Consider the following 22,806-nt stretch of genomic DNA (forward strand, 5'->3'; position numbering starts at 1 on the left):
AAACTTTATTTTTCTACTCTGTTTCTTACTTTAGTATGATAGAACACGTTTGGTTTTGTTCCGATCTCCTCAAGTAAATAATATCTTCTGTTAGATGCATATTGCTCTCTAATTGCAGAATCTTTATCATTCATGTCTCCAAATGTCATTGCTCCGGTAGAACAAGCTTTAGAACAAGCAGTCTGGAATTCTCCATCCTTCACTTTTCTTCCCTCTTTCTTAGCCTCAAGAATAGTATTCTGAGTCATTTGGATACACATTGAACATTTCTCCATTACCCCTCTAGTTCTTACAACTACATCCGGGTTAAGTACCATTCTTCCTAAATCGTTGTTCATGTTGAAATCGAACTTGTCATTTAGGTTATAAGTAAACCAGTTGAAACGTCTTACTTTGTACGGACAGTTGTTTGCACAATATCTTGTACCGATACATCTGTTGTAAGCCATATGGTTTTGACCTTGCTTACCGTGTGAAGTAGCCGCTACCGGACATACAGTTTCACATGGAGCGTGGTTACAGTGCTGACACATTACAGGCTGGAAGATTACATCCGGGTTGTCTGCAGGGTGGTTTAGTGCACCTCCGTCTCCGAAAGCAGTACCATACAATTCAGGTACAGCCATTCCTTCTTTCAATCCTTCGTATACTTCTACTTTTTGTCTTGAAGAATAGTAACGGTCAATTCTTAACCAATACATATCTCTTGACATTCTTACCTCTTCTTTTCCTACTACAGGAACGTTGTTTTCTGCCTGACAAGCAATAATACATGCTCCACAACCAGTACAAGAGTTCAAGTCGATAGATAAGTTGAAGTGAGGACCATCTGTATCATCGAAAGCATCCCAAAGGTCAATTTTTCTTGCTGGAAGTGCTCCACTGATGGTGTGGTATTCCAAAGGCTTATTCCATCCTTTGTGCTCATCATCAAAAGCAACGTTAATGAATTCAGCTAAAGGAACTTCCTTCGCGATCTCATAACGACCCATTAATGTATTTTGAAGCTGGATCCCTGCAAATTCGTGATCTTCTCCTGTCTTCTCGATTTTAACACCTGAAAGAACAAGGTTAGAACCATCAAATAAAGGATAAGCATTTACCCCTGTATCTGCAGTTGCTCCTGAGTTTTTCTTACCATAACCAAGTGCAAGACCTACAGATCCTTCAGCTTGTCCTGGCTGTACAAATACAGGAACGTTTTCTATTTTTACTCCGTTTACAGTAAGGTTTACAATAGAACCATCTAGCTGCATTCTTGCGTTAAGATCATTGTCGATTGCAAATTTCTCTGCGTCTTTAGGAGAAATTGTAAGGTAATTATCCCAAGACATTCTTGTAATTGGGTCAGGTAGTTCTTGCAACCAAGGGTTGTTTGACTGAGTACCATCTCCCATTGAAGTCTTAGTGTATAATACTAATTCTAATTCAGAAGCTTTGAAGTTTCCTAATTCAGCAACAGCTTGTGCAGCGTTTCCACCTGCGTAAGATAAAGTTGCAGCATTTGTAGAAGGGTTGATACCGTTATACAATGCCTTATTGAAAGAAGTACCGCCTAAGAGTGAAGCTGAACTTGCTTTTAGATAATCATAGTAGTTGTTTGCAGCATTGTTTTTACCATTCTTCCAAACCAATAGAGACTCTTCAATCTGTCTTGATTTGTAGATTTTCTGAATAGTAGGCTGCATCAATGAATATACTCCTGTCTGTGGTTCGATATCTCCCCAAGACTCTAGCCAGTTAGCTACAGGAATTACAGCTTTCGCTGCTTTGTACATTTCATTTTTCTTATCTGCTACGGCAATTACGTAAGGAACTTTTGATAAAGACTTTTTGAAATCTTCTCCTTTTGGATGAGAGTAGATAGGATCTACGTTGTTGGTAACTAATACACCAACTTGCCCTCCGTTTACCCATCCCAGGAATTCCTGGTATCTAGCACCGTTAAATTCTTTCAGTAAGTTTGCTTTACCAGTGAAAGCTACTGAACCTAATTTCTGGTTGATTAAGTGCGCTAAAACCTGTGCTCCTTTAGAGCCATCAGCAAAAACAACAGCTTTGCTTCCTTTTGCTTTCAATTCATTAGCAATTTCAGTTGCAGTCTTATCAGAAGTACCACCACCTACGATTGCATTGTAAACTTCAACTAATGTTTTGTTTACAGCACTTGGTTTTAATCTGTATCTTGAGTCAGCATTAGCACCGGTTAATGACATGTTAGATTCCACTTGGATGTGTCTCAACATGCTTGCTCCCGGTTTTCTAGCTGCTGCATAAGAAGTTTCTAAGCTTGAAGCGTTATAGTCTCCTAAGAAATCAGCCTGGAAAGCAACTACCAATTCAGAACCTTTAAGGTCATAAACAGGCAATGCTCTTTGTCCGAATACTTCCTGAGCTGCATCTAATCCTGCAGAATAAGGGAAAGCATCATAAGTTACTAATTCAGCTGTAGGATATTTAGCTTTGAATTCAGCAAATAGCTTTTTGAAAGTTGGTGAAGCAAAAGAGTGTGATAAAACCACAATCTTTTTGCCAGACGCTTTAGCTTCTTCTAAACCTTTAATAACGAAACTGTCTACTTTATCGAAAGTTTCATCTTTACCGTCTAGTTTAGGCTGCTTTACTTTATCATTGTCATAAAGAGAAAGTACACTTGCCTGAGCTCTTGCATTAGTTTTACCTAAATCGCCACCAGCCGGGTTGGGTTCAATTTTGATGGGTCTACCTTCACGGGTTTTTACTAAAACACTAGCAAAGTCGAAACCGTCAAAATATGTTGAAGCGTAATAATTAGGGACTCCCGGAATAATATCATGCGGCTTTACCACATAAGGAATCGTTTTGATTACCGGAGCTTCGCAGGCAGCTAAAGTAACTGCTGCTGTAGAGAATCCTAGTAATTTAAGGAAATCTCTTCTTGAAGTACTTGATCCGTTTTTCTCAGCATCTCCAAGGAAATCTTCTACCGGAATTTCTTCCTGAAACTCTTTAAGAGCCAGCTTACCATTTAAAGCTGGGTCTTTAAGTTCATGAATACTTCTGAATTGTATTTTGTTTGAAGCCATTTATACTTCTAATTTTTTAGTTATTAATAATGACATTTACCACACTCAAGACCTCCAATTGCATCTACAGTGATCTTACCTCCATCTTGTGGATATTGTTTTTTCAACTTGTCATGTAGATTTTTGAAGTACTCTTTATTATAACCGTTGTTCATATCAACCTCAGTCGTTCTGTGGCACTCGATACACCATCCCATAGTAAAGTCGTTAGCCATTTGAACAACATTCATTGTATCAATTTTACCGTGACAAGCTTTACATACAACATCAATTTTGTTGTTAGGATTCTTTTTATTGAAAGAATTGATGATCGCTTGTTCTCCAGCAATTACGTGCTGAGAGTGGTTGAAGTAAACGAAGTCTGGCATGTTGTGGATTCTTGTCCATTCAACCGGTTGTGTTTTTCCTGTGTACTGTTGTTTTGCAGGATCCCAACCTGTCGCAGCGTAGATCTTCTGGATTTCTCCGTCATAGAATGCCTTATCTTTTCCTGGCTCCATGTAGTGATCTGCGTTGTATTCAGAAATTGTTCTGTGACAGTTCATACAAACGTTCATAGAAGGAATTTCAGATACTTTTCCGTATTTAGCACTAGAGTGACATAGCTGACAGTCAATTTTCTGTTCTCCAGCGTGAATTTTGTGAGAGAAGTAGATAGGCTGCTCAGGCTTGTACCCTTTGTAAACCCCAATCCACATCAACCAGTTCCATACTCCATAAGCGGCTAAAATAGCAAGGATTGCTAATAAACCTTTACCAATGTAGTGGAACTTCTCATACATTTCACTGAAAGAACGAACTCTTGTTTCGTTAAGTCCAGCTAAGTCTTCAGATTGACCCAGTTTTACCAATTGTCTTAGTTTTACCAAGATCCAAACCAGTAAAGCTGCGATCGCTAAAAGTGAAATGATAACAACGTTTGTAGTAGTTTTGTCTGCAGGTGCTGCCGCAGTAGCGTCAGTTGCAGGAGTTGCTTCCGGCTTTTTCTCTTCCGGAGCAGGAGGATTAGTCGTGAAAGCTAAAATGTCGTCAATATCCTTATCTGTAAGATTTGGAAAGACCTGCATTTCAGTCTTATTAAACTTTTCAAAAATCTCATTGGCGTATTTATCCCCAGAAGCTCTCAGAGCTTTGTTGTCTTTGATCCACTTGTGAAGCCAATCTTTGTCTACACCACCTTCTGTCTTTACTCGTTCTACAACCCCCTTTAATGGTGGTCCAACAACTTGTTTGTCCAGCGCGTGACATGCAGTACAATTCGCTTTGAAAAGTTTCTCTCCGTTTTTAGGATCGCCGTCTTGCCCGTAAAATGAAGCACTGGTTGATAGCAATAAGCCTATTGCGATCAACGTTTTTTTATAATGCTTTCTCCAACTAATCATTTAAATTATCTTATGTTAGTAAATTATTGAACATTCAATCAATTCGGCAAAAATAATATTTTTAACAGGAATTTAACGGTAAAGCGAAAGGGGAAAATATCATTTACGTTTAATTTGTATTGATTCTAAATAACCAGTTTGGTATAGTTTTTTAATTTGTATAAATTTGCGAAAACAAGTTTAAATGAAAAATTTGATTAAAATATTTTCGATATTATCACTATTTGGTTTTTATAGTATTGAAGCCCAGCAAGTTGTTAAAAAAGATACCCTTTCGGGTACTGAACTTGTTATGACAATGGATTCTAAAATAAATGCAGCCTTGGAAGGAATTGAAGGAAAATGTGCTAAAGTTACTCCTGCAAATTATCCCAAAGATTCCGGATCTAATGATATTGGAGTTTCTACAGGGATCAATACAAAACCTCCAAAGATTTTTGTGCCGAGCAGAGAACTTACCAATGCTGAAATCTGCAAGAAGAATCCTAGAATTTTAGGTTTTAAAATTCAGATTACCACTGTGAAAAGTAATGAAGAAGCCAATGAAGTAAAGTCTTATTTCAGAAAAAGATTCCCTAATCTTAAAGTGGAGACGGATGCTTCTTTAAGACCTAACTACAAGATTTTGGCAGGAAGTTATTTCACAAAACAAAGTGCAGCGAGTGATCTTTCGAGAATCAGAGAGTATTTCAAATCTGCAGTAGCCGTACAGTACAGAATTTTCTGTGCGGAAGCAAAATAGAATTGAATTCATTTCAACATAAAAACAAAAAAGCTGAGAAATTTTCTCAGCTTTTTTTATTGGTAATAGGTTTCCATAAACCAGAAAAATTCAGCCATTCGAAATAAATTGTTGGCCAGTAGATAAACAAATAATGAGATCACAGTTAATGTTAAAACTGACATTATTTTCGGGGACGATCTGTAGGCATAAAAAAGCCATCCCAAAAGAAGTGGGTACACGAAAACAAAATGTCCTCCATAGATAGATGAAGTATGAAGTCCAAATCTCATCACACAATGGATTACAATGTCAACGAAAAAAGAAATGGCAATAACCTGAACCCATTTATTTTTGAAATTTTTAAAATAACTCCAAATAATCAGAACCAATAATATGGCTATAAAAAAGTAAGGAAAAGGAGAAGAATAAAGGTCCATATAAAGCCCTTTGAAGTCGAATCCCTTCATATTGTGTTTATCCGAAATAATAAATCCCGGAAAAAGAATATTACCTCCGAAAAAGAAAGAAAGAATCATATCCCAGGTCGGCATTGACTCTACATTAGAGAATTTTTCGTACTGCTGGTTGGTCTTGGAAAAAATATTCTGATATTTAAAATCAATTCTGTTCAAATAAAGCAGTACAAAACAAATTACGGCAACAGTTATCCTAAACACTGCATTTCCGAATTTTTTCCAGTCTCTGAAAAGATTTTTTTCAAAAAGGAGGGGAATAAAAACTTTTACAAAATTGGTAATCGTAAGCCCGCCGATGGTAATTCCTGCAAGCGAAAGAGCAATTGCAGGTGTTTTTTCTTCCTTTCTGAGTTTTATAGCTGAATAATAATTGTATAACGAGAGTAAAAACAGGGTATAGGTGAAGTTTTCCGGAGTAAAGGACAATATGATATTGGTTGAAAAAACTCCAAAAAACAAAATGATTAAGCCACTTAACCATAGTGGGAGACAGATAATGTTCTTTAAATATTTAAAAACCTGAACAATGTTTAAGCTGATGATGATATTGCTGAGCCAGGCCAGTGTAAGCCTGAAGTTGGCATCCATTTTTCCGCCCGAAATGAATAATGAAAATTCTCTTACCCAATTGAAAAAATAATAGGATAGAGGGTGTCTTTCAAAGCTTCCTCCTGTCATAAGGATAGATTTGTTATCAAAACTGAAATATGCATCCCATGGAATTCTGCTGTCAAATATAATCCTGTAATGAAGGGCAATATATGAGCCTAAAATTCCATAGCAGGTCATAAAAAAGAGAAAAACTGCCAGTTCGGTGTAAGTGGAAGGGAAAATCAATTTAAAGAAATTGATGATTTTTGTTTTGATAAAAGACACGTGTCAGATTTTTTGCAAAAGTAAAATAAAAAAACCACCAAAGCTGGTGGTTGTGTAAAGATTGTATAAACGTTGTTATTGTTTGATTACTTTTTCTGTTTTCGAAGTTCCGTCAGAGAAGTCTACTTTTAATAGGTAGTTTCCTTTTGGAAGTGAAGAGATATCTAATCTTTCAGAAGTATTATTGAATACAGATTTTCCGCTCGCATCAATTACGGTAGCAGATTTGATTTTTTTATCTGTTTTGATGTTGATTTCTCCTCTTGTTGGGTTTGGATAGATATCAGTGATATCTTTAGCTTTAGCACTTGTTTCCTGGGTAGATAGTGTAGCACTTGATAAAACCTGTACATCATCTATTGAAAGGCTGTCTGCATCATTAGCAACATAATGGAATCTGAATTTAACATTTGCCTGCCCGGCATAAGGAGTTAAACTCACTGTAATTGCCAATGTTTCATAATCAATAAAGAATCCATAGTCTTCTTCAACCCATACCTGGTTCCATGTAGTTCCTCCGTCTGTGGATACTTCTACTTTTAAGTCTCCGTTAGGGTTGGGATCAACCATGTATTCATAGCCTATTTTGGCATTAAATTTCAGTACTGGGTTTGTTGTTCCTACTAAGCTGAAAGAAGGACTTGTTAAATGAGCGTCCTGTGCTTGGGCGATCCATCCGATCCCTGCAGATTTTCCTCCCGTGATATTAAATGTAAGCTGTCCGGATGCATTGAAGATAGTTGTTGTAAAACCCCAGGGTCTGGATGCTACATTTGTGCCTGTTGTCCATCCTGTAGGAGGAAATGTCGTACCTTGGAAAGTCTCTGAGAGAATTTGTGCATTCCCAAATATGAAAGAGACTAAGAACATGAATAGTAATTTTGTTTTCATTTGTTTTGGTTTTGAAGTTGTTAGTAAATGTAATAAAAAAATGAAAATAATTACTTTTTTTTGTGCTATTTGTGAATATTTATTATTTATGAGCTGCATGAAAGGGTTGAGCATCCCGCAGTGTCATCGTAGCCGGATGGTCTTTTTACAGAGAACTCAGGGTATATTTCCTGATAAGGAAATTGTAAAGCTTTGGTGAGTTTTTCCAGCATTTCTTTTTTGCCGTTACTGATCTCTTCAATGCATTCGTAAAGAAGATAGTTTCTCAGGATGAATTTTGGGTTTGTCTTTTCCATCAGGGCTAATGAAGCCTCTTTTGATATAGAATTTAAATCTAACCTTGCTTTATAACTCTTAATGAAATTATTAAGTTTTTCCAGCATTTGATCATTCAAAAGGTTATAAGAAACCTTTTTAAAATGTTCTTTTATGTCAGTCTCCGGAGTTATTTTTTGCAGTTGACTGAAAAACAGGGTGTAGTCTAGCTGAAGTTCCTGCATTAATCCCTGCCAGTTGGTGAAAAAATCCTCATCTTCTTTTTGAAGCTGATCAAATCCGAATTTTTTACAAAGCATCTGGTCATGAGCCTCCCAGAAATACGTTCCAAAATTATTTAAAGTGTCTTCTAAAAACTTTTCATCTTTAATTAAGGGATGAAGGGCATTAGCAAGCTGCCAAAGATTCCATTGGGCAATCTGTCCCTGTTTTCCGAATGCGTATCTTCTTCCCGGAAGGTCTGTGGTATTAGGGGTGAAATTCAAATCGTATTCATCCATCATGGAGTAAGGTCCATAATCAATAGTTAATCCCAGAACAGACATGTTGTCCGTATTCATCACTCCATGTACAAATCCTACTCTGAACCATTCCACCATTAAGTCTGCGGTACGGGTACAGATATTTTGAAAGAAATCTCTGTATCTCTGACTGTCTGATGATGTGATTTCCGGAAAATAATTTTCAATGGTAAAATCGGCAAGTTCCTGCAGACTGTTGTATTCTCTTTGAGCAGACATCAGCTCAAAATGTCCAAAGCGCAGGAAGCTTTCAGCGGTTCTGATAACTACTGCTCCTTTTTCAAGCTGAGGATTTCCGCTGTACATAATATCACGCATTACGTCTTCGCCCGTAAAAGCCAGACTGAGTGCTCTTGTTGTAGGAACTCCCAAATGATGCATCGCCTCACTCATCAAATATTCCCTTACAGAAGACCTCAATACGGCTCTTCCGTCAGCATGTCTGGAATAAGGAGTTGCTCCTGCACCTTTCCATTGGATTTCTGTCTTTTTCCCGGCTTCATTTGTGATTTCACCTGCAAGTATTGCTCTTCCGTCTCCGAGTTGTCCTGCCCAGTTTCCAAATTGATGTCCTGCATAAGCTGTAGCATAGGTTTTAACGTTTTCCGGGAGGTTATTTCCCACCAGAAAGTCCAGATCTTTATCTTCAAATTTTCCCAATCCTATTTCTTTGGACAGGATTTCATTAAAAGCAATCAATTCAGGTTGGTTAAAACCAGCAGGTTTGATGGTAGCAAATAAAACCTTTGGGGTGTTTCTCTGCATAGGGTTGTTTGAAAAATCACCTGGGAAATTCTCGATAAATGGTTGTCTGATACGTTCGATATTCATGCTTCAAAGGTATTAATTATAAAAGAAAAGACCTTCCAAATTATTGAAAGGTCTTGTGTATTTCTAAAAGAGAATTTATTTATTGAAATCTACTTCATCATTGGAATGAAGATTTTCATTGATGTTGTCCTCTTTCTTTTCTGTTGGTTTTTTAGGCGTAGGATCTGCCGGTCTTGGATTTTTGATCTCATCGATCGTCTGAAGACTTCCGTCATCTCCATATCCTCCGCTTAATCCTTTAAGGTTTGAACAGCCGTCTTTCCAATCGGAAGGTTTAACAAACTTATCATCAGGAGTAATTCCTAAGCTTTTATCTGCCCATACTTTCTTCATGAAAATTGCCCAGATCGGCAATGCCATTTTTGCACCCTGACCTTCACCGGTTCCAAAGAAGTGAGTTGCTCTGTCTTCCCATCCAACCCATGCTCCGGTTGCCAGCTTTGGCGTAATTCCCATAAACCATCCGTCGGAGTTGTTCTGAGTTGTTCCTGTTTTAGCAGCAATTTCTACTGCTTTTGAAATTCCTCTTCTTCCCAGCTCTCCGGAAGCGGTTCCGTATTGTGCAACCCCTTTCATCAGTTCAATCATGGTGTAGGCATACATTGGGTTCATAACCTCTTTTGGTTCTACATTTACTTCCTTGATTACCCTACCGTTGGCATCTTCAATTCTCCAGATCATTTCCGGCTTATTGTGGTTACCATAGTTGGCGAAAGTACTGTAAGCACCAAGCATTTCATAAATAGTAATGTCGGATGAACCTAAAGCGATTGTATTGTTTCTCGGAATATCTTCTGTTACACCCAGATCTCTTGCGGTCTGGATAACAGCATCTACTCCTGTCATTTCAATAAGTCTTGCAGCAACAGGGTTTTGAGAGTGTGCCAATGCATCTTTTAAAGTAAGCATTCCTCCTCTTCCCGGTACATGCCATCCGTTATGATCATAAGTTCCGTTAGAAACAGCCGAACAAGGAGTCATTCCCAGTTTCATGATCGCAGTGGCATACACGAAAGGTTTGAAGGTAGATCCTACCTGTCTTTTCCCTTGTTTGATATGGTCATACTGGAAATGCTGCCAGTCAATACCTCCTACCCAGGCTTTGATCTCCCCGGTTCCCGGAACCATAGACATCAGACCTGCCTGTGCAATTTGTTTGTGGTATCTGATAGAATCCCAAGGAGACATTTCAACTTCTTCTTCGCCATTCCAAGTGAATCTTGAAGTTTTGATTGGCTTTTTGAATTCCATCATAATGGAGTCTTCCGGCATCCCGTCAGCTTTTAACAGCTTGTATCGTCCGGTTCTTTTCATAGCCTGAAGCATCACATCTTTGATCTGTTTATCATTAAGATAGTAGAAAGGTCTGTTCTTTCTTCCTCTTTGTTCTGCGTCAAATCTTTTTTGAAGATCCGTTAAGTGTTCTTTGATTGATTCTTCTGCATACTTCTGCATCTTAGAATCAAGAGTAACATATATTTTTAAACCGTCTTTGTAAAGGTTAAGTTTTTTGCCGGTTTCTTTTTCATGAGTTTCAAGATATTTATCAATCTCTTTTCTCAGATAGAATTTGTAATAAGCCGAATATCCGTCAGTGATACTTTTAATAGGATGGAAGTCTACTTCGATAGGAGTGTTGGCTGCTTTTTCATAAGTGGCAGCATCAATATATCCGGTTTTCTGCATCTGATCCAATACAACATTCCTTCTTTCTTTTGCCTTTTCAGGGTATCTGTAAGGATTATTTTTTCTTGGATTTTCAAGCATTGCTACAAAGGTTGCCGCTTCAGGTAATGTAAGTTCCGAAGTCTTTTTGTTAAAATAAACTCTGGAAGCCATTTCAATACCGTTAGCGTTGAAAAGGAAATCAAATTTATTGAAATAAAGAGTGACAATTTCTTCTTTAGTATATCTTTTCTCAAGGCTTACTGCTACTACCCATTCTTTTAATTTCTGGAATGCTCTTTCAACTTTATTTTGAGAAGCATTTCCTGTGAAAAGAAGTTTTGCCAGCTGCTGGGTAATCGTAGAACCACCACCACGGCCGCCGCCATATGCCACGGCTCTGGCAATAGAATATAAGTCGATTCCCGAATGTTCTTTGAAACGCTCATCTTCTTTAGCCTGAAGGGCATAGATAAGGTAAGGAGGAAGATCCTTATAAACGATAGGCTGTGTTTTTTCCTTTTCGAATTTACCCAGCATCACTCCGTCTGAAGAAATAATTTCTGAAGCGACAAAGATATCAGGGTTTTCAAGTTCTTTTACATCAGGCATTTCCCCAAGAAATCCTTGAGAAACTGCAAAGAAAAGTCCTGAAATTCCCAAAACTACCGCAACGAGTCCAATCCAAATAAATGAAACCCATTTTCTCCAGGAGGTATCTTTCTTTTTTTTAGGAGGCAGGGGAAATGTTTTCCCCTTATTTCCTGCATTTTTTTTGTTTTCTTCCATGTATGGTTACGGTTTAGCCGTTTCTATTTTTACCCCAATATCCTCAATTCCCGAAAGGTTGTCATTTCTCATTGCCTGAGTCAGACCGATTTCATATTTTCCTTTTCCCGGAAACTGATATTTCAGTTTATACTGAAACAAAGTTTCCTTTGTATCACCAAAGCCTGTACCAAGCCATTCTCCATTGGGTTTTGCCAGTACATAATTCAAGGTATCAGTTTCCTTTTTTTTGTTCTGGAGATTGGTGAAATTCACAATGAATCTTATATTGCTGTAAGGATAACTATTGTTGTTTCTTACAACAAATATAATATTTTTAGGATTCTGCGGATCTGAAATTTCAAGATTAAATTTTTGCTCATTTTTCTTATTCCATTTGTTGTCAACGGAATTCATGATGACATCTCCTCCTGAGGAAGAGTTACAGCTAAAGAAAAGGATAAGGGAAAATAATCCTAAAATTTTATGCATTATTATCTTTTTTTGGAGGATATTTCTTTTTAAATTTCTTCTTGTTCGGGTTGCTTTGTGGCTTGTTGTCAGCGTCAGAATTGCCTTCTGCTTTTTCCACAGGCCCTTTTTGCTGAGGATGTTGTTTTTGAGGTCTTGGCTGGTTTCCAGATTGAGCATTAGGGTTTTCGGGTTTTTCAGATCTTTCCGGTCTGTTTCTTTTTTGCCCTTGTGGCTGGCCTTGTTGTCCCTGTTGGTGATTGTTTTGCTTATTCTGATTGTTTCTGTTCCTGTTTCCTCTGTTTTTCTTTTCAAAACGATCCACACTGTTTTCCTGAATCAAATCAATATTTTGAGCGGAAGCTTCTGGTTGTTTCAAGTCTTCCAGAGGAAGTATTTTTTCTCCTCTTTTATTTTTTGAAATCAGTTTTTTAACAAGGTCGATATCAAAATCATACCATGCCATTGAGCTGTCAACGTAAGCAAACCACATTTTCTTTTTGAAAACATCAATTTTGATACAAAATGCTTTTCCTTTCTCTGTCTCTAAAGTGGTTGAGGAAGAAGGAAAATTGCTTAATGCGTCCAAATAGCTGTCAAGCTCATAATTAAGACAGCATTTAAGTTTCCCACATTGTCCGGCCAGCTTTTGAGGATTAATACTCAGTTGCTGATATCTTGCAACATTGGTGTTTACTGATCTGAAATCCGTAAGCCATGTAGAACAGCAAAGTTCACGTCCGCAAGATCCAATTCCACCTACCTTTGCAGCTTCCTGTCTGAAACCGATTTGTTTCATATCGATCTTGGTACGGAATGCTCCGGCATAATCTTTAATTAACTGTCTGAAATCCACTCGGTTTTCAGCGGTATAATAAAAGGTGATTTTTGAAGAGTCACCCTGGTATTCCACATCAGTAACTTTCATTTCAAGGCCTATTCTCTGAGCAATTTTTCTTGCTTCAAGCTTTACGCCGTCCTCTTTTTTTCTTGCTTCCTGCCATACCTCAAGATCTTTTTGGTTGGCCTGTCTGTATATTTTGAGTGCCAATTCTTCAGAAAATTTTTTCTTTTTCATCTGAATTTTTACTAATTCTCCCGTAAGGCTTACAACGCCTACATCGTGTCCCGGACTTGATTCTACTGTAATTACGCTACCAATATGTAAAGGAATATTATTTACATTCTTATAAAAAGATTTCCTGTCATTTTTAAATCTAACTTCTACAAAATCACACCTGTTAGGTGCCGGATTGTTGATGTCAGAAAGCCAGTCAAAAACACTTAATTTATAACTATTCCCGCAGGTATTTACACTTTCACAGCCATTTGCGGTTTTCTTAGGGCCGCAAGAATGTGCAGAATCGCCGGATGTTTTACATCCACAACTCATATTACTATTATTTATAATCTGCAAATTTATGTATTTTTATCTTTATGCAATTCTAAAATACTTAAATAACCTGAATTCGGAATAAAACATTCATGTATTTTAAGCAAGAATGAAAGCTGGAGACTGAAAGAAGCCTGTTATAGAGGAAATAGTTGGAAAAGAGATTTTTTAACTTTAACATTTATTATCATTTGATTCCCAATTCTGAATTTTTGAGATAAGATATTTTGAAAGTTAAACGTTTGTTTAAAGTTAAACAGCGATATATTGGTTCTTTTTAAATGTTTTTAAATGCTTAATAATTAAAAATTTGGCTTTTGTTTATTTGAAGGTGTTATTTTAAACATAGTTTTCTTTTAGGATATTGTTTAAAATATTAGCAAATATTAACAGACGTATTCAAAATAATTTTATATTTGGCTTATATAATAATAGTCTATGAAAAAAATATTAGTATCAACTGCTTTATTGGCGGGCGTTCTATCTTACGCAGGAGGCTTCAGAGTTTCCCTGCAAGGGGTAAAACAATTGGCAATGGCGCATACTAGTGCTCATGCCGAAGACGCGAGTGTGACATTCTTTAACCCTGCGGGTATGTCATTTATCCCTTCCAAACTGAGTGTAGTGGCAGGAGGGTTTGGTGCAAGTAATAAAGTTACTTTTCAAAACTTCAATACTTTACAAAGTGCAGAAACAGATAACCCTATAGGGACTCCTTTCTATGCGGCGATTACTTATAGACCAATAGAGAAACTTACGGTAGGTCTTAGTGTTACAACGCCTTTTGGTAGTACAATAAAATGGCCTGAAAACTGGGAAGGTAAAGAATTGGTTCAGAAAATGGAACTGAAAAGTTTCTATTTCCAGCCAATGGTCTCTGTAAAACTTGCTCCTTGGGTGTCTTTTGGTGCTAGCTACATCTATGCAAGAGGAAAAGTAGATTGGGACAAGGCAGTAACGCAATTCGACGGGAAAGTTAATATTAATGACGAAAATGCAACCGGACATGGATACGGATTTGGTTTCTATTTCAGACCTGATCCGAAATTGGACATAAGTATTGCCTACCGCTCAGCAATAGATATGAAAGCTAAAAGCGGAACGGCTACATTCCAGTTTCCATCACAATCGGTTTATACACAGCTGAAGCTGAATGCTGCAGGACAAGATGGTTTCTCGGCAGTTCTTCCATTGGTTGAAGAATATACAATTGGTTTAACCTATAAAGTGACACCAAAATGGCAGGTTTCTGCAGACTTTAACTATCATGGATGGGAAAGATACAGTAAACTTACTTTAGATTTCGAGAATGCTCCTATTGGAAACAACCCATCGGATCCTACTATTCTTACCAATCCTAAAAACTTCAGAAACTCCAAAACATTCAGACTGGGAACTCAGTATGCGTTCACTGATATGATCTATGGACGTCTGGGAGCTTATTATGATGAAGCACCTTATACAACAGATAACTTCATTCCGGAAACACCTTCATATGATACCTATGTGGTTACAGGTGGTGTGGGCTTCAAGCTGAAGCAGTTCGGAATTGATGTTGCCGGAGGATATGCAATGCCTCAGTACAGAAAGGTAAACAATGTTAATATAGGGCTTAACGGACAGTCAAAAGCAACAGCTTTCTACTTTGGTCTAGGTTTCTCTTATAATCCATTTTAATTTTAGAAGACTATGAAAAAAATTATAATATCGACAATTGCAGTTTCTGCACTTCTTTTTACAGTAAGCTGTAATACGGATTTCGATACGGATGTGAAAGATATCCCGGTAACAAAAGGAGACGCAGACTTTTCAAAATATATATCGTTAGGAAACTCCCTTACTTCAGGATATCGTGATGGTGCACTGTATAGCAGCGGCCAAAATGAATCTTATCCAAGTATGATCGCCGCACAGATGAAACTTGCTGGTGGAGGAGACTTTAAACAACCTTTGATGCCTAATGATATAGGAGGGTTCAATAATCTTCCTGGTTTCCCTGGCAAATTAACTCTTCAGGTAGTTAATGGATCTTTAGCTCCTGTGCCAAGTGGAGCAGCGGCAGCACTAGATGTATTGTCCGGTGGAGGTACTTATAATAATATGGGGGTTCCTGGTGCGAAGTCATTCCACTTAGTAGCTCCTGGATATGGTAGCCAAGCGGGTCTTGCAACAGGAACGGCCAATCCTTATTTCGTAAGGTTTGCTTCTTCTGCTACAACAAGTGTGCTGGCTGATGCTATGACTCAGAAAGCAACGTTCTTCTCTCTTTGGATAGGAAATAATGATGTATTGTCATATGCTACCAACGGAGGAACAAACTCTCAGACTGTAGGAGGAGTTACAACCTATTCAATTGCTACGGTTCAGTCAGGAAATACAAATCCTACAACTTATAAATCAAATGACATCTCTGATCCTGCACTGGTTGCCGGATCTATTAAGGCGGTTTTAGATGGTCTTAAAAGTGTAGGAACAACAAAAGGAGTTATTGCTAATATTCCTTCTGTTACTTCAGTACCTTTCTTTACTACAGTGCCTTATAATCCTTTGACACCTGAGCTTTTGGGTTCAAATCTGACAACTCTTAATACAAGTTTGTATGGTCCTTTGAAGCAGGCACTTACTGCTTTTGGTGCTGGAGATAGAATTAATTTACTTTCTGCAACAGGTCCAAACCCTGTTTTAATTAAGGATGTTGCGCTGACAGATCTTTCAGCTCAGCTTACAGCAGCACTTACTCCTTCTTTAGGATTGCCTACAGCTACTGCTTTTGGACAGATTTTTGGACAGGCAAGACAGGCTACAGCAGATGATTATATTTTGCTTACTACAAGTTCTGTAATCGGAAGTACTGCACCAATGGTTCCGTCTCCGGTAAATATTTATGGAATTTCTTATCCATTACAAAACCAACATGTATTAACAAAAACAGAAGCGGGCTATGTGAAAACAGCTACAAACGCATATAATGCTTCTATAAAAGGTCTTGCTGATTCTTATGGGCTTGCATTTGTAGATGCTAATGCGAAGATGCTTGAACTGAATTCACAGTCAGGAATTGTATTTGACGGAGTAAAGTATACTGCAACATTTGTTAGAGGAGGAGCTTTCTCTCTAGATGGAGTTCACCTTACAGGTCGCGGATATGGTGTCGTTGCCAACGAATTTATTAAGTCTATCAATGCGAAATACAAGTCTACACTTCCGCAGGTAGATCCGAACAAATATTCAGGAGTTAAATTCCCTTAATAATTGATAAAATAAAAACTTAGAAACCACAGGAGTAAATCTTGTGGTTTTTTTTTAAATTTGCAAAATCTTTTAAAAAGTAAAAATGGCCGATCAGTTAAGTTATCTATTTTGTACAAGAACCAGCAGGGACTTGGCAGAGAAAATTGCCCAGAATTATGGGAAAGAATTAGGGAAAATCAACTTTCAGGAGTTCAGCGACGGGGAATTTGAGCCTGTTTTGGACGAATCTGTAAGAGGAGGAAGAGTTTTTCTAATTGGATCTACATTCCCTCCTGCAGACAATCTTTTGGAGCTTCTTCTAATGATTGATGCAGCGAAAAGAGCTTCTGCAAAGAGCATTACCGTTGTAATTCCTTACTTCGGACTTGCCAGACAGGACAGAAAAGACAAACCAAGAGCGCCGATCGGTGCTAAGTTAGTTGCAAACCTTCTTACAGCAGCAGGAGCAACAAGAGTAATGACAATGGATCTTCATGCAGATCAGATTCAAGGATTCTTCGAAATTCCGGTAGATCATTTGTATGCTTCCAGTATTTTCGTAGATTATATCAGATCTTTAAATCTTGATAACCTTACTATTGCTTCTCCGGATATGGGAGGTGCGAAAAGAGCTAAAAACTATGCAGGTCACTTAGGTGCTGAAGTAGTAATTGCTTATAAGGAAAGAAAAAAGGCAAATGTTGTAGAAGAAATGTTCCTTATTGGTGATGTTACAGGTAAAAACGTAATCCTTATCGATGATATGATTGATACTGCAGGAACACTTTGCAAAGCAGCAGATATCTTAATTGAAAAAGGTGCGAAAACAGTAAGAGCTATGGCAACTCACGGAGTGCTTTCAGGAAAAGCTTACGATAATATTGAGAACTCAAAATTATTGGAAGTTATTGTAACTGACTCAATTCCTGTTAAAAATAATTTGTCATCTAAAATAAAAGTGCTATCTTGCGCCCCGTTATTTGCAGATGTTATGACCATGGTTCATGAGCATAAATCAATTAGCAGTAAGTTTGTTATTTAATTGATTTTAAACAGATTGCAAATTAAAATAAGAATAATTTTTTAAATTTTTTATAAATGAAATCTATTACAATTCAAGGTACAAAAAGAGAAAACGTGGGCAAAAAGTCTACAAAAGCTTTACGTGATGCTGAATTAGTTCCTTGTGTTGTTTATGGAGGTGAAGCACCTTTAAACTTCTCTGCTGAAGAGAAAGCTTTTAAAGGATTAGTATACACTCCTGAAGCACACACGGTATCTATTGAGGTTGACGGAAAAACAATTCCAGCTGTTCTTCAGGACATTCAGTTTCACCCAATCACGGACAAAATTCTTCACATAGACTTCTACCAACTATCTGACGATAAGCCAGTAGTTATGGAGGTTCCTGTAAGAATTACTGGACGTTCAAAAGGTGTTGTAGCTGGTGGTGTTTTACGTCAGTCTTTCAGAAAACTAAAAGTAAAAGCTATCCCTGCTAACCTACCTGACGAAGTCGTTGTAGATGTTACTCCATTAAGAATTGGTAACAAACTTTACATCGGTGGTATCAAAACAGAAGGATATTCTTTCATGCACCCAGACAATGCAGTAGTAGTTGCTGTTAAGATGTCTAGAAATGCAATGAAAGGAGGTGCAGCAGCAATGGATGATGAAGATGAAGAAGAAGTTGCAACTGAAGAAGGAGCAGCTCCGGCAGAAGAAACTGCAGCAGAATAAGAATTGCTTATTTAAACAATATAGACCCGTCATTTTTTTGACGGGTTTTTTTATGTGCAGCGTCAAATAATGAAGGGGTTTACCAATGATCTTAGTGCATCGTTTTATCAGCTTTCTTCACTATATGCTATCGAGTATTTCTATCAACTGACAACTATCAGCTCTCAGTCTCATGCTTCCTTTCGGAAAAAAAGCCGTAAATTTGAAGTGTTCTAAATAAGAACGTGTTAATTTAAAAAATAAATAAATGTTTGACATTCAGGAAATAAGAAGCCAGTTTTCTATATTGGACAGAGAAGTGAATGGTAAGCCATTGGTTTACCTGGACAATGCAGCTACATCTCAAAAGCCAAATTCGGTTTTGGAAGTCTGTCACGCATATTATACAGAGCTTAATGCCAACGTTCACAGAGGAATTCATACCCTAAGCCAGCTGGCAACGGAAGAAATGGAGCTTTCAAGAAGAAAGATTCAGAAATTCATCAATGCTGAACACGATTTTGAAGTCATTTTTACAAAAGGGACAACGGAAGGGTTGAACCTTATCGCTTATATTCTGACACAGAAACTGCAGAAAGATGATGAAATTATTATTTCTTATCTGGAGCACCATTCTAATATTGTTCCATGGCAGATGCTTTGTGAAAGAACCGGAGCAAAACTTCGTGTTATTCCTATTGATGAAAACGGAATTCTTCAGATGGATCATTTTGATCAGTTTTTAAGCGAAAAGACAAAGGTTGTTTCTGTAAACCAGGTTTCCAATGCATTGGGAATCGTGAATCCTATTGAAGAAATTATTGCAAAAACAAGAAAAAATACAGACGCTTATGTTGTGATTGACGGTGCACAGTCTGCTCCGCATTTCAATATTGATGTACAAAAGCTGGATTGTGATTTCTTTGTGTTCTCAGGTCATAAAATGTATGCTCCCATGGGAACGGGTATTTTGTATGGGAAACGTGAAATATTAGAAGCTTTACCACCATTCCATGGAGGAGGAGAGATGATTGCAACATGTTCTTTTGAAGGAACTACTTATGCAGGTCTTCCATTTAAATATGAAGCAGGAACACCTAATGTAGGCGGAAATATTGCTTTAGGAGCTGCTGTGGATTTTATGAACAGAGTGGGGCATACTAACATTCAGAATCATGAAAATGCCTTATTGGAATATGCCCAGAGACAGCTTTTGGAAATAGAAGGAATTAAAATCTATGGAGAAAAAGCAAAAAGAACTGGTGTTGTTTCCTTTAATCTTGAAGGGGTAGGAATAGCCTCAGATGTAGGAATGATCCTGGATAAAATGGGGATTGCTGTAAGAACAGGACACCATTGTACACAACCTATTATGAACTTCTTTAATATTGCAGGAACGGTAAGAGCCAGTTTTGCTGTGTATAATACTTTCGAGGAAATTGATATTCTGGTAGAAGGAGTGAAAAAAGCACAACGAATGTTGAGCTAATCAATACTATATTCCTTATAATATAAATTAAAAGCAGCTGTTGAGCTGCTTTTTTTATTAGTCCATCGGAACACAATAGCATTTACCGTCAATAATAACCTGATAATAGCCAATGGCACATTCAAGGCAGATTTCTCCTCCTGCCATAATGCCTTTCAATTTTTCTTTGTTTAGTTTTTTCATATGATGTGATTTAGGGTTAAATTTAAAGATATAAATAATTAGTAAAATAATAGTGATTTTAGATAGGTTTTTATAACATATTGATTTTCATATTTAATTATGCTTTTATAATATATTATTTCTTAATTTTATGTAAACATAGAATGCTTTATTATGAAAAAAATATTTATCTTCTTTTTATCCATTTATGGAATGTGTGATGCTCAAGTCTTTTCTGAAAACTTTGACGGTAATGCTTTGCCGACCGGATGGACGGTAGAAAATCCGGATACCTCTTATAACTGGAATGTAGGAGCACAAAATGGTTTTGCAAGTTTTCCCAGCGGAGCTGCTTTTTTTGATGATGATGATGCAGGGCCAACCGGAATTAATACGAATGCCAGACTGATTTCTCCCGTAATTAATCTTACCGGAGTTGTAAACCCAAAGCTGTCGTTTAATTATGCCAATATGATTGATGTTCTTGATTCCACTTTAAAAGTTGAAGTTTTCAATGGAACTTCCTGGATTCAGGTTTTTACCTTTTCAGGTGAAGCGGGGGTATGGGATCTTGATTTTAATACCTTTTCATATGTGGTAACAAGTTATGATGCTGCTACAAATATAGACTTGACACCCTATGCAAATCCGGCTTTTAAACTAAGATTTATTTATGATGATGCTGGTGACTATTCTTACGGTGTGGTGGTAGATAATTTGAAAATTACAAGCGGGCCTGTTCTGGCAGCTTCAGAGGTTTCACATTCAGATAATATAGAAATATATCCCAATCCGGCAGGGGATAATATTCATATTAAACTTGATTCCCGAAATAAAGTAGAAAAAGTCAGTGTTGTGGATATGTCCGGGAAGCTTATAAAAACATTTGATAAGGAATCTGACACCTATGATCTATCAGATATGCCTAAAGGTGCTTATATTATCATGATCACAAATAATAATAAAGAAGTTCTGAAGAAGAAGATTGTCAAGAAATAGTCTTAGAATCAAATAGTAAACTTAATTATACAAAAAAACCTTATAGAATATCCTATAAGGTTTTGTATATTTTTAAAAGAAATAATCTTATACATTCGGTTTCCAGTCTACAACCGCTCTGATGAATGCTTCAGCATTTTCAATAGGAACATTCGGCAGAATTCCGTGGCCTAGATTTGCAATATATCTGTCTTTTCCGAAACGGTTGATCATTTCATTCACCATTTTCTTGATCGTCTCAGGAGTGGAATGAAGTCTTGCAGGATCAAAGTTACCCTGTAAAGTCATCGTGTGGTTTGTCAGTGTTCTTGCAAATTCCGGCTTTATAGTCCAGTCTACACCAAGAGCAGAAGCTTTAGACATTGTCATATCTTCCAGTGCAAACCAACATCCCTTTCCAAATACAACTACATGGGTAAGCGGGCTTAAGGCTTCAACAATCTGATTGATATATTGCCACGAGAATTCCTGATAATCCGTAGGAGAAAGCATTCCTCCCCATGAATCAAAAACCTGTACTGCAGAAACTCCTTTTTCTACTTTTCTCTTTAAATAAGCAATCGTAGTATCTGTAATTTTTTGCAGTAATAAATGGGCAGCTTCAGGCTGTTGGAAACAGAAAGATTTTGCAATATCAAATGCTTTACTTCCTTTTCCTTCTACACAATAACAAAGAATGGTCCATGGAGAACCTGCAAAACCAATCAATGGAATCTCATTGTCCAGTTTCTGTAAAGTAAGTTCAATAGCATCAAAAACGTAGCCTAAAGTATCATTCACATCCGGAGTTTCAATATTCTGAACCTGTTCCATTGTTCTGATGGGAGTATCTAACCATGGTCCAACAGATTCTTTCATTTTGAAATCAATTCCCATTGCCTGTGGCACTACCAAGATATCAGAAAACAGAATCGCTGCATCCAAAGGAAATCTGCGGATAGGCTGTAATGTAATCTCAGCCGCAAGTTCAGGGGTCTGACATCTTGTAAAGAAATCATACTGATCTCTCAAGGCAATGAATTCCGGCAGATATCTTCCAGCCTGCCTCATCATCCAGACAGGAGGTCTTTCAACGGTTTCTCCGCGAAGTGCTTTTAAATATAGGTCGTTTTTTATCATAATCTATTGTAAACTAATATTACCGGCAATATTTCGGCAATAAATATTCTAAATTCTACTTCTGATTTCTTTTCTTATCAGTTCAAAGATGGAAGTCAGTGTATTTTCTTCAGAAGTAAAAATGTCTTCCTGCGTATAATTTCTCAGCTCACCTGAAGTGGTTTCGCCAATTGAAAAAAGCTTCATGCCTTCCAGAGAATTTCGCCTTGCAAAACTACGAACTCCGCTCGGACTAAAAAAAACTGCAGCATGATATTTTTCATCTATTACAGGATTGATTTCCTCAGTATTATATATCGTAACTTTTTTGTACTTAATGTTTTGTAATGGAAGCTCTTTGTCAAGAACATTGATGGCCAGGTTGCCGCAGAAATGGAGGAACTGCTCATGCTGGCATTTTCCAATAATGAATCTGGAAAGAGTATCAGCATTTTTCAAAACCTTAAATGTCCCGAAGCCGTGTTTCCTTAATTCCCTCTTCGTTTTTTCGCCAACACAATAAATTTTGTTGTAATTCTTGGCTGTAAAATCTTCATTAGGCTTAAACCTGTTTTTAAAAAATGAAATAACTCCATTAACGCTTGTAAAAATCAACGAGTAGTTTTTCAGATCAAAGGGATTGATCGTAATCGGTTTGGTCTTAATTACCTCAATACAGTCAGCCAAAATATCCTCTCCTAATTCTTTGGATATTATCGTGTGGTCTATATTTTTGGTAAATAAGATTTTCATGCCTGTAAAATTAAGA

At 37.3% G+C, this 22,806-nt stretch carries 18 protein-coding genes; 7 read left to right on the plus strand and 11 right to left on the minus strand.

The genetic code is table 11. The features are described from left to right. Positions 1 to 5 precede the first annotated feature (5 nt). Both FW781_RS11330 and FW781_RS11335 read right to left on the minus strand, forming a co-directional pair. Positions 6 to 3,065, minus strand: a complete 3,060-nt coding sequence (locus FW781_RS11330) for a TAT-variant-translocated molybdopterin oxidoreductase (protein ID WP_149387538.1) — start codon at positions 3,063 to 3,065, stop codon at positions 6 to 8. A gap of 23 nt (positions 3,066 to 3,088) precedes the next feature. Then, positions 3,089 to 4,447 carry a c-type cytochrome gene (locus FW781_RS11335; protein ID WP_002982405.1) on the minus strand — a complete coding sequence of 453 codons (1,359 nt, stop codon included), beginning with the start codon at positions 4,445 to 4,447 and terminating at the stop codon, positions 3,089 to 3,091. A 184-nt stretch (positions 4,448 to 4,631) separates the two neighbouring features. On the opposite strand from FW781_RS11335, the gene FW781_RS11340 reads away from it, so the two are divergent. Continuing rightward, entirely contained in the window at positions 4,632 to 5,189 is a 558-nt protein-coding gene (locus FW781_RS11340; RefSeq protein WP_149387539.1) for an SPOR domain-containing protein, read from the plus strand. A 56-nt stretch (positions 5,190 to 5,245) separates the two neighbouring features. Here FW781_RS11340 and FW781_RS11345 read toward each other — a convergent pair whose 3' ends face one another. The 6 genes from FW781_RS11345 to FW781_RS11370 all read right to left on the minus strand — a co-directional run bounded on the left by FW781_RS11345 (position 5,246) and on the right by FW781_RS11370 (position 13,339). Continuing rightward, positions 5,246 to 6,523 carry a DUF6080 domain-containing protein gene (locus FW781_RS11345; protein ID WP_228720187.1) on the minus strand — a complete coding sequence of 426 codons (1,278 nt, stop codon included), beginning with the start codon at positions 6,521 to 6,523 and terminating at the stop codon, positions 5,246 to 5,248. 75 nt (positions 6,524 to 6,598) lie between these two features. After that, positions 6,599 to 7,414, minus strand: a complete 816-nt coding sequence (locus tag FW781_RS11350) for a T9SS type A sorting domain-containing protein (RefSeq protein ID WP_172625710.1) — start codon at positions 7,412 to 7,414, stop codon at positions 6,599 to 6,601. Between the two features lie 86 nt (positions 7,415 to 7,500). Then, complete coding sequence (locus FW781_RS11355; RefSeq protein WP_149387541.1) at positions 7,501 to 9,042, minus strand: protein adenylyltransferase SelO; 1,542 nt, start codon at positions 9,040 to 9,042, stop codon at positions 7,501 to 7,503. 75 nt (positions 9,043 to 9,117) lie between these two features. Continuing rightward, complete coding sequence (locus FW781_RS11360) at positions 9,118 to 11,496, minus strand: transglycosylase domain-containing protein (RefSeq protein ID WP_149387542.1); 2,379 nt, start codon at positions 11,494 to 11,496, stop codon at positions 9,118 to 9,120. A gap of 6 nt (positions 11,497 to 11,502) precedes the next feature. Beyond that, positions 11,503 to 11,967 (minus strand): gliding motility lipoprotein GldH, encoded by a 465-nt coding sequence (locus tag FW781_RS11365; protein WP_149387543.1) that lies wholly within the window; start codon positions 11,965 to 11,967, stop codon positions 11,503 to 11,505. Continuing rightward, positions 11,960 to 13,339: a PSP1 domain-containing protein gene (locus FW781_RS11370; RefSeq protein WP_149387544.1), complete on the minus strand. Its 1,380-nt coding sequence runs from the start codon at positions 13,337 to 13,339 to the stop codon at positions 11,960 to 11,962. Before FW781_RS11370 ends, FW781_RS11365 begins: the two co-directional genes overlap by 8 nt. 438 nt (positions 13,340 to 13,777) lie before the next feature. On the opposite strand from FW781_RS11370, the gene FW781_RS11375 reads away from it, so the two are divergent. The 5 genes from FW781_RS11375 (at position 13,778) to FW781_RS11395 (ending at position 19,778) form a co-directional block, all read left to right on the plus strand. Then, on the plus strand, positions 13,778 to 15,016 hold the full coding sequence (locus tag FW781_RS11375) for an OmpP1/FadL family transporter (protein ID WP_149387545.1): 1,239 nt from the start codon (positions 13,778 to 13,780) through the stop codon (positions 15,014 to 15,016). 12 nt (positions 15,017 to 15,028) lie between these two features. Further along, positions 15,029 to 16,588, plus strand: coding sequence for an SGNH/GDSL hydrolase family protein (locus FW781_RS11380; RefSeq protein ID WP_149387546.1), 1,560 nt, complete (start codon positions 15,029 to 15,031; stop codon positions 16,586 to 16,588). An 85-nt stretch (positions 16,589 to 16,673) separates the two neighbouring features. Continuing rightward, positions 16,674 to 17,612, plus strand: coding sequence for a ribose-phosphate pyrophosphokinase (locus FW781_RS11385; protein WP_047380211.1), 939 nt, complete (start codon positions 16,674 to 16,676; stop codon positions 17,610 to 17,612). Between the two features lie 56 nt (positions 17,613 to 17,668). Next, positions 17,669 to 18,310, plus strand: a complete 642-nt coding sequence (locus tag FW781_RS11390; RefSeq protein ID WP_149387547.1) for a 50S ribosomal protein L25/general stress protein Ctc — start codon at positions 17,669 to 17,671, stop codon at positions 18,308 to 18,310. Positions 18,311 to 18,557: 247 nt separating this feature from the next. After that, positions 18,558 to 19,778: an aminotransferase class V-fold PLP-dependent enzyme gene (locus FW781_RS11395; RefSeq protein ID WP_149387548.1), complete on the plus strand. Its 1,221-nt coding sequence runs from the start codon at positions 18,558 to 18,560 to the stop codon at positions 19,776 to 19,778. Between the two features lie 57 nt (positions 19,779 to 19,835). Here the strand turns inward: FW781_RS11395 and FW781_RS11400 are convergent, their stop codons facing one another. Beyond that, complete coding sequence (locus FW781_RS11400) at positions 19,836 to 19,961, minus strand: GNAT family acetyltransferase (protein WP_149387549.1); 126 nt, start codon at positions 19,959 to 19,961, stop codon at positions 19,836 to 19,838. Positions 19,962 to 20,114: 153 nt separating this feature from the next. On the opposite strand from FW781_RS11400, the gene FW781_RS11405 reads away from it, so the two are divergent. Then, complete coding sequence (locus tag FW781_RS11405) at positions 20,115 to 20,939, plus strand: T9SS type A sorting domain-containing protein (RefSeq protein WP_149387550.1); 825 nt, start codon at positions 20,115 to 20,117, stop codon at positions 20,937 to 20,939. 87 nt (positions 20,940 to 21,026) lie between these two features. Here the strand turns inward: FW781_RS11405 and hemE are convergent, their stop codons facing one another. Then, positions 21,027 to 22,058, minus strand: a complete 1,032-nt coding sequence (gene hemE, locus FW781_RS11410) for a uroporphyrinogen decarboxylase (protein WP_149387551.1) — start codon at positions 22,056 to 22,058, stop codon at positions 21,027 to 21,029. A gap of 48 nt (positions 22,059 to 22,106) precedes the next feature. Further along, positions 22,107 to 22,790 carry a uroporphyrinogen-III synthase gene (locus FW781_RS11415; protein WP_149387552.1) on the minus strand — a complete coding sequence of 228 codons (684 nt, stop codon included), beginning with the start codon at positions 22,788 to 22,790 and terminating at the stop codon, positions 22,107 to 22,109. Positions 22,791 to 22,806 lie beyond the last annotated feature (16 nt).

Origin of the sequence: Chryseobacterium panacisoli (assembly GCF_008274625.1) — a bacterium.
Taxonomy (GTDB): Bacteria; Bacteroidota; Bacteroidia; order Flavobacteriales; family Weeksellaceae; genus Chryseobacterium; species Chryseobacterium panacisoli.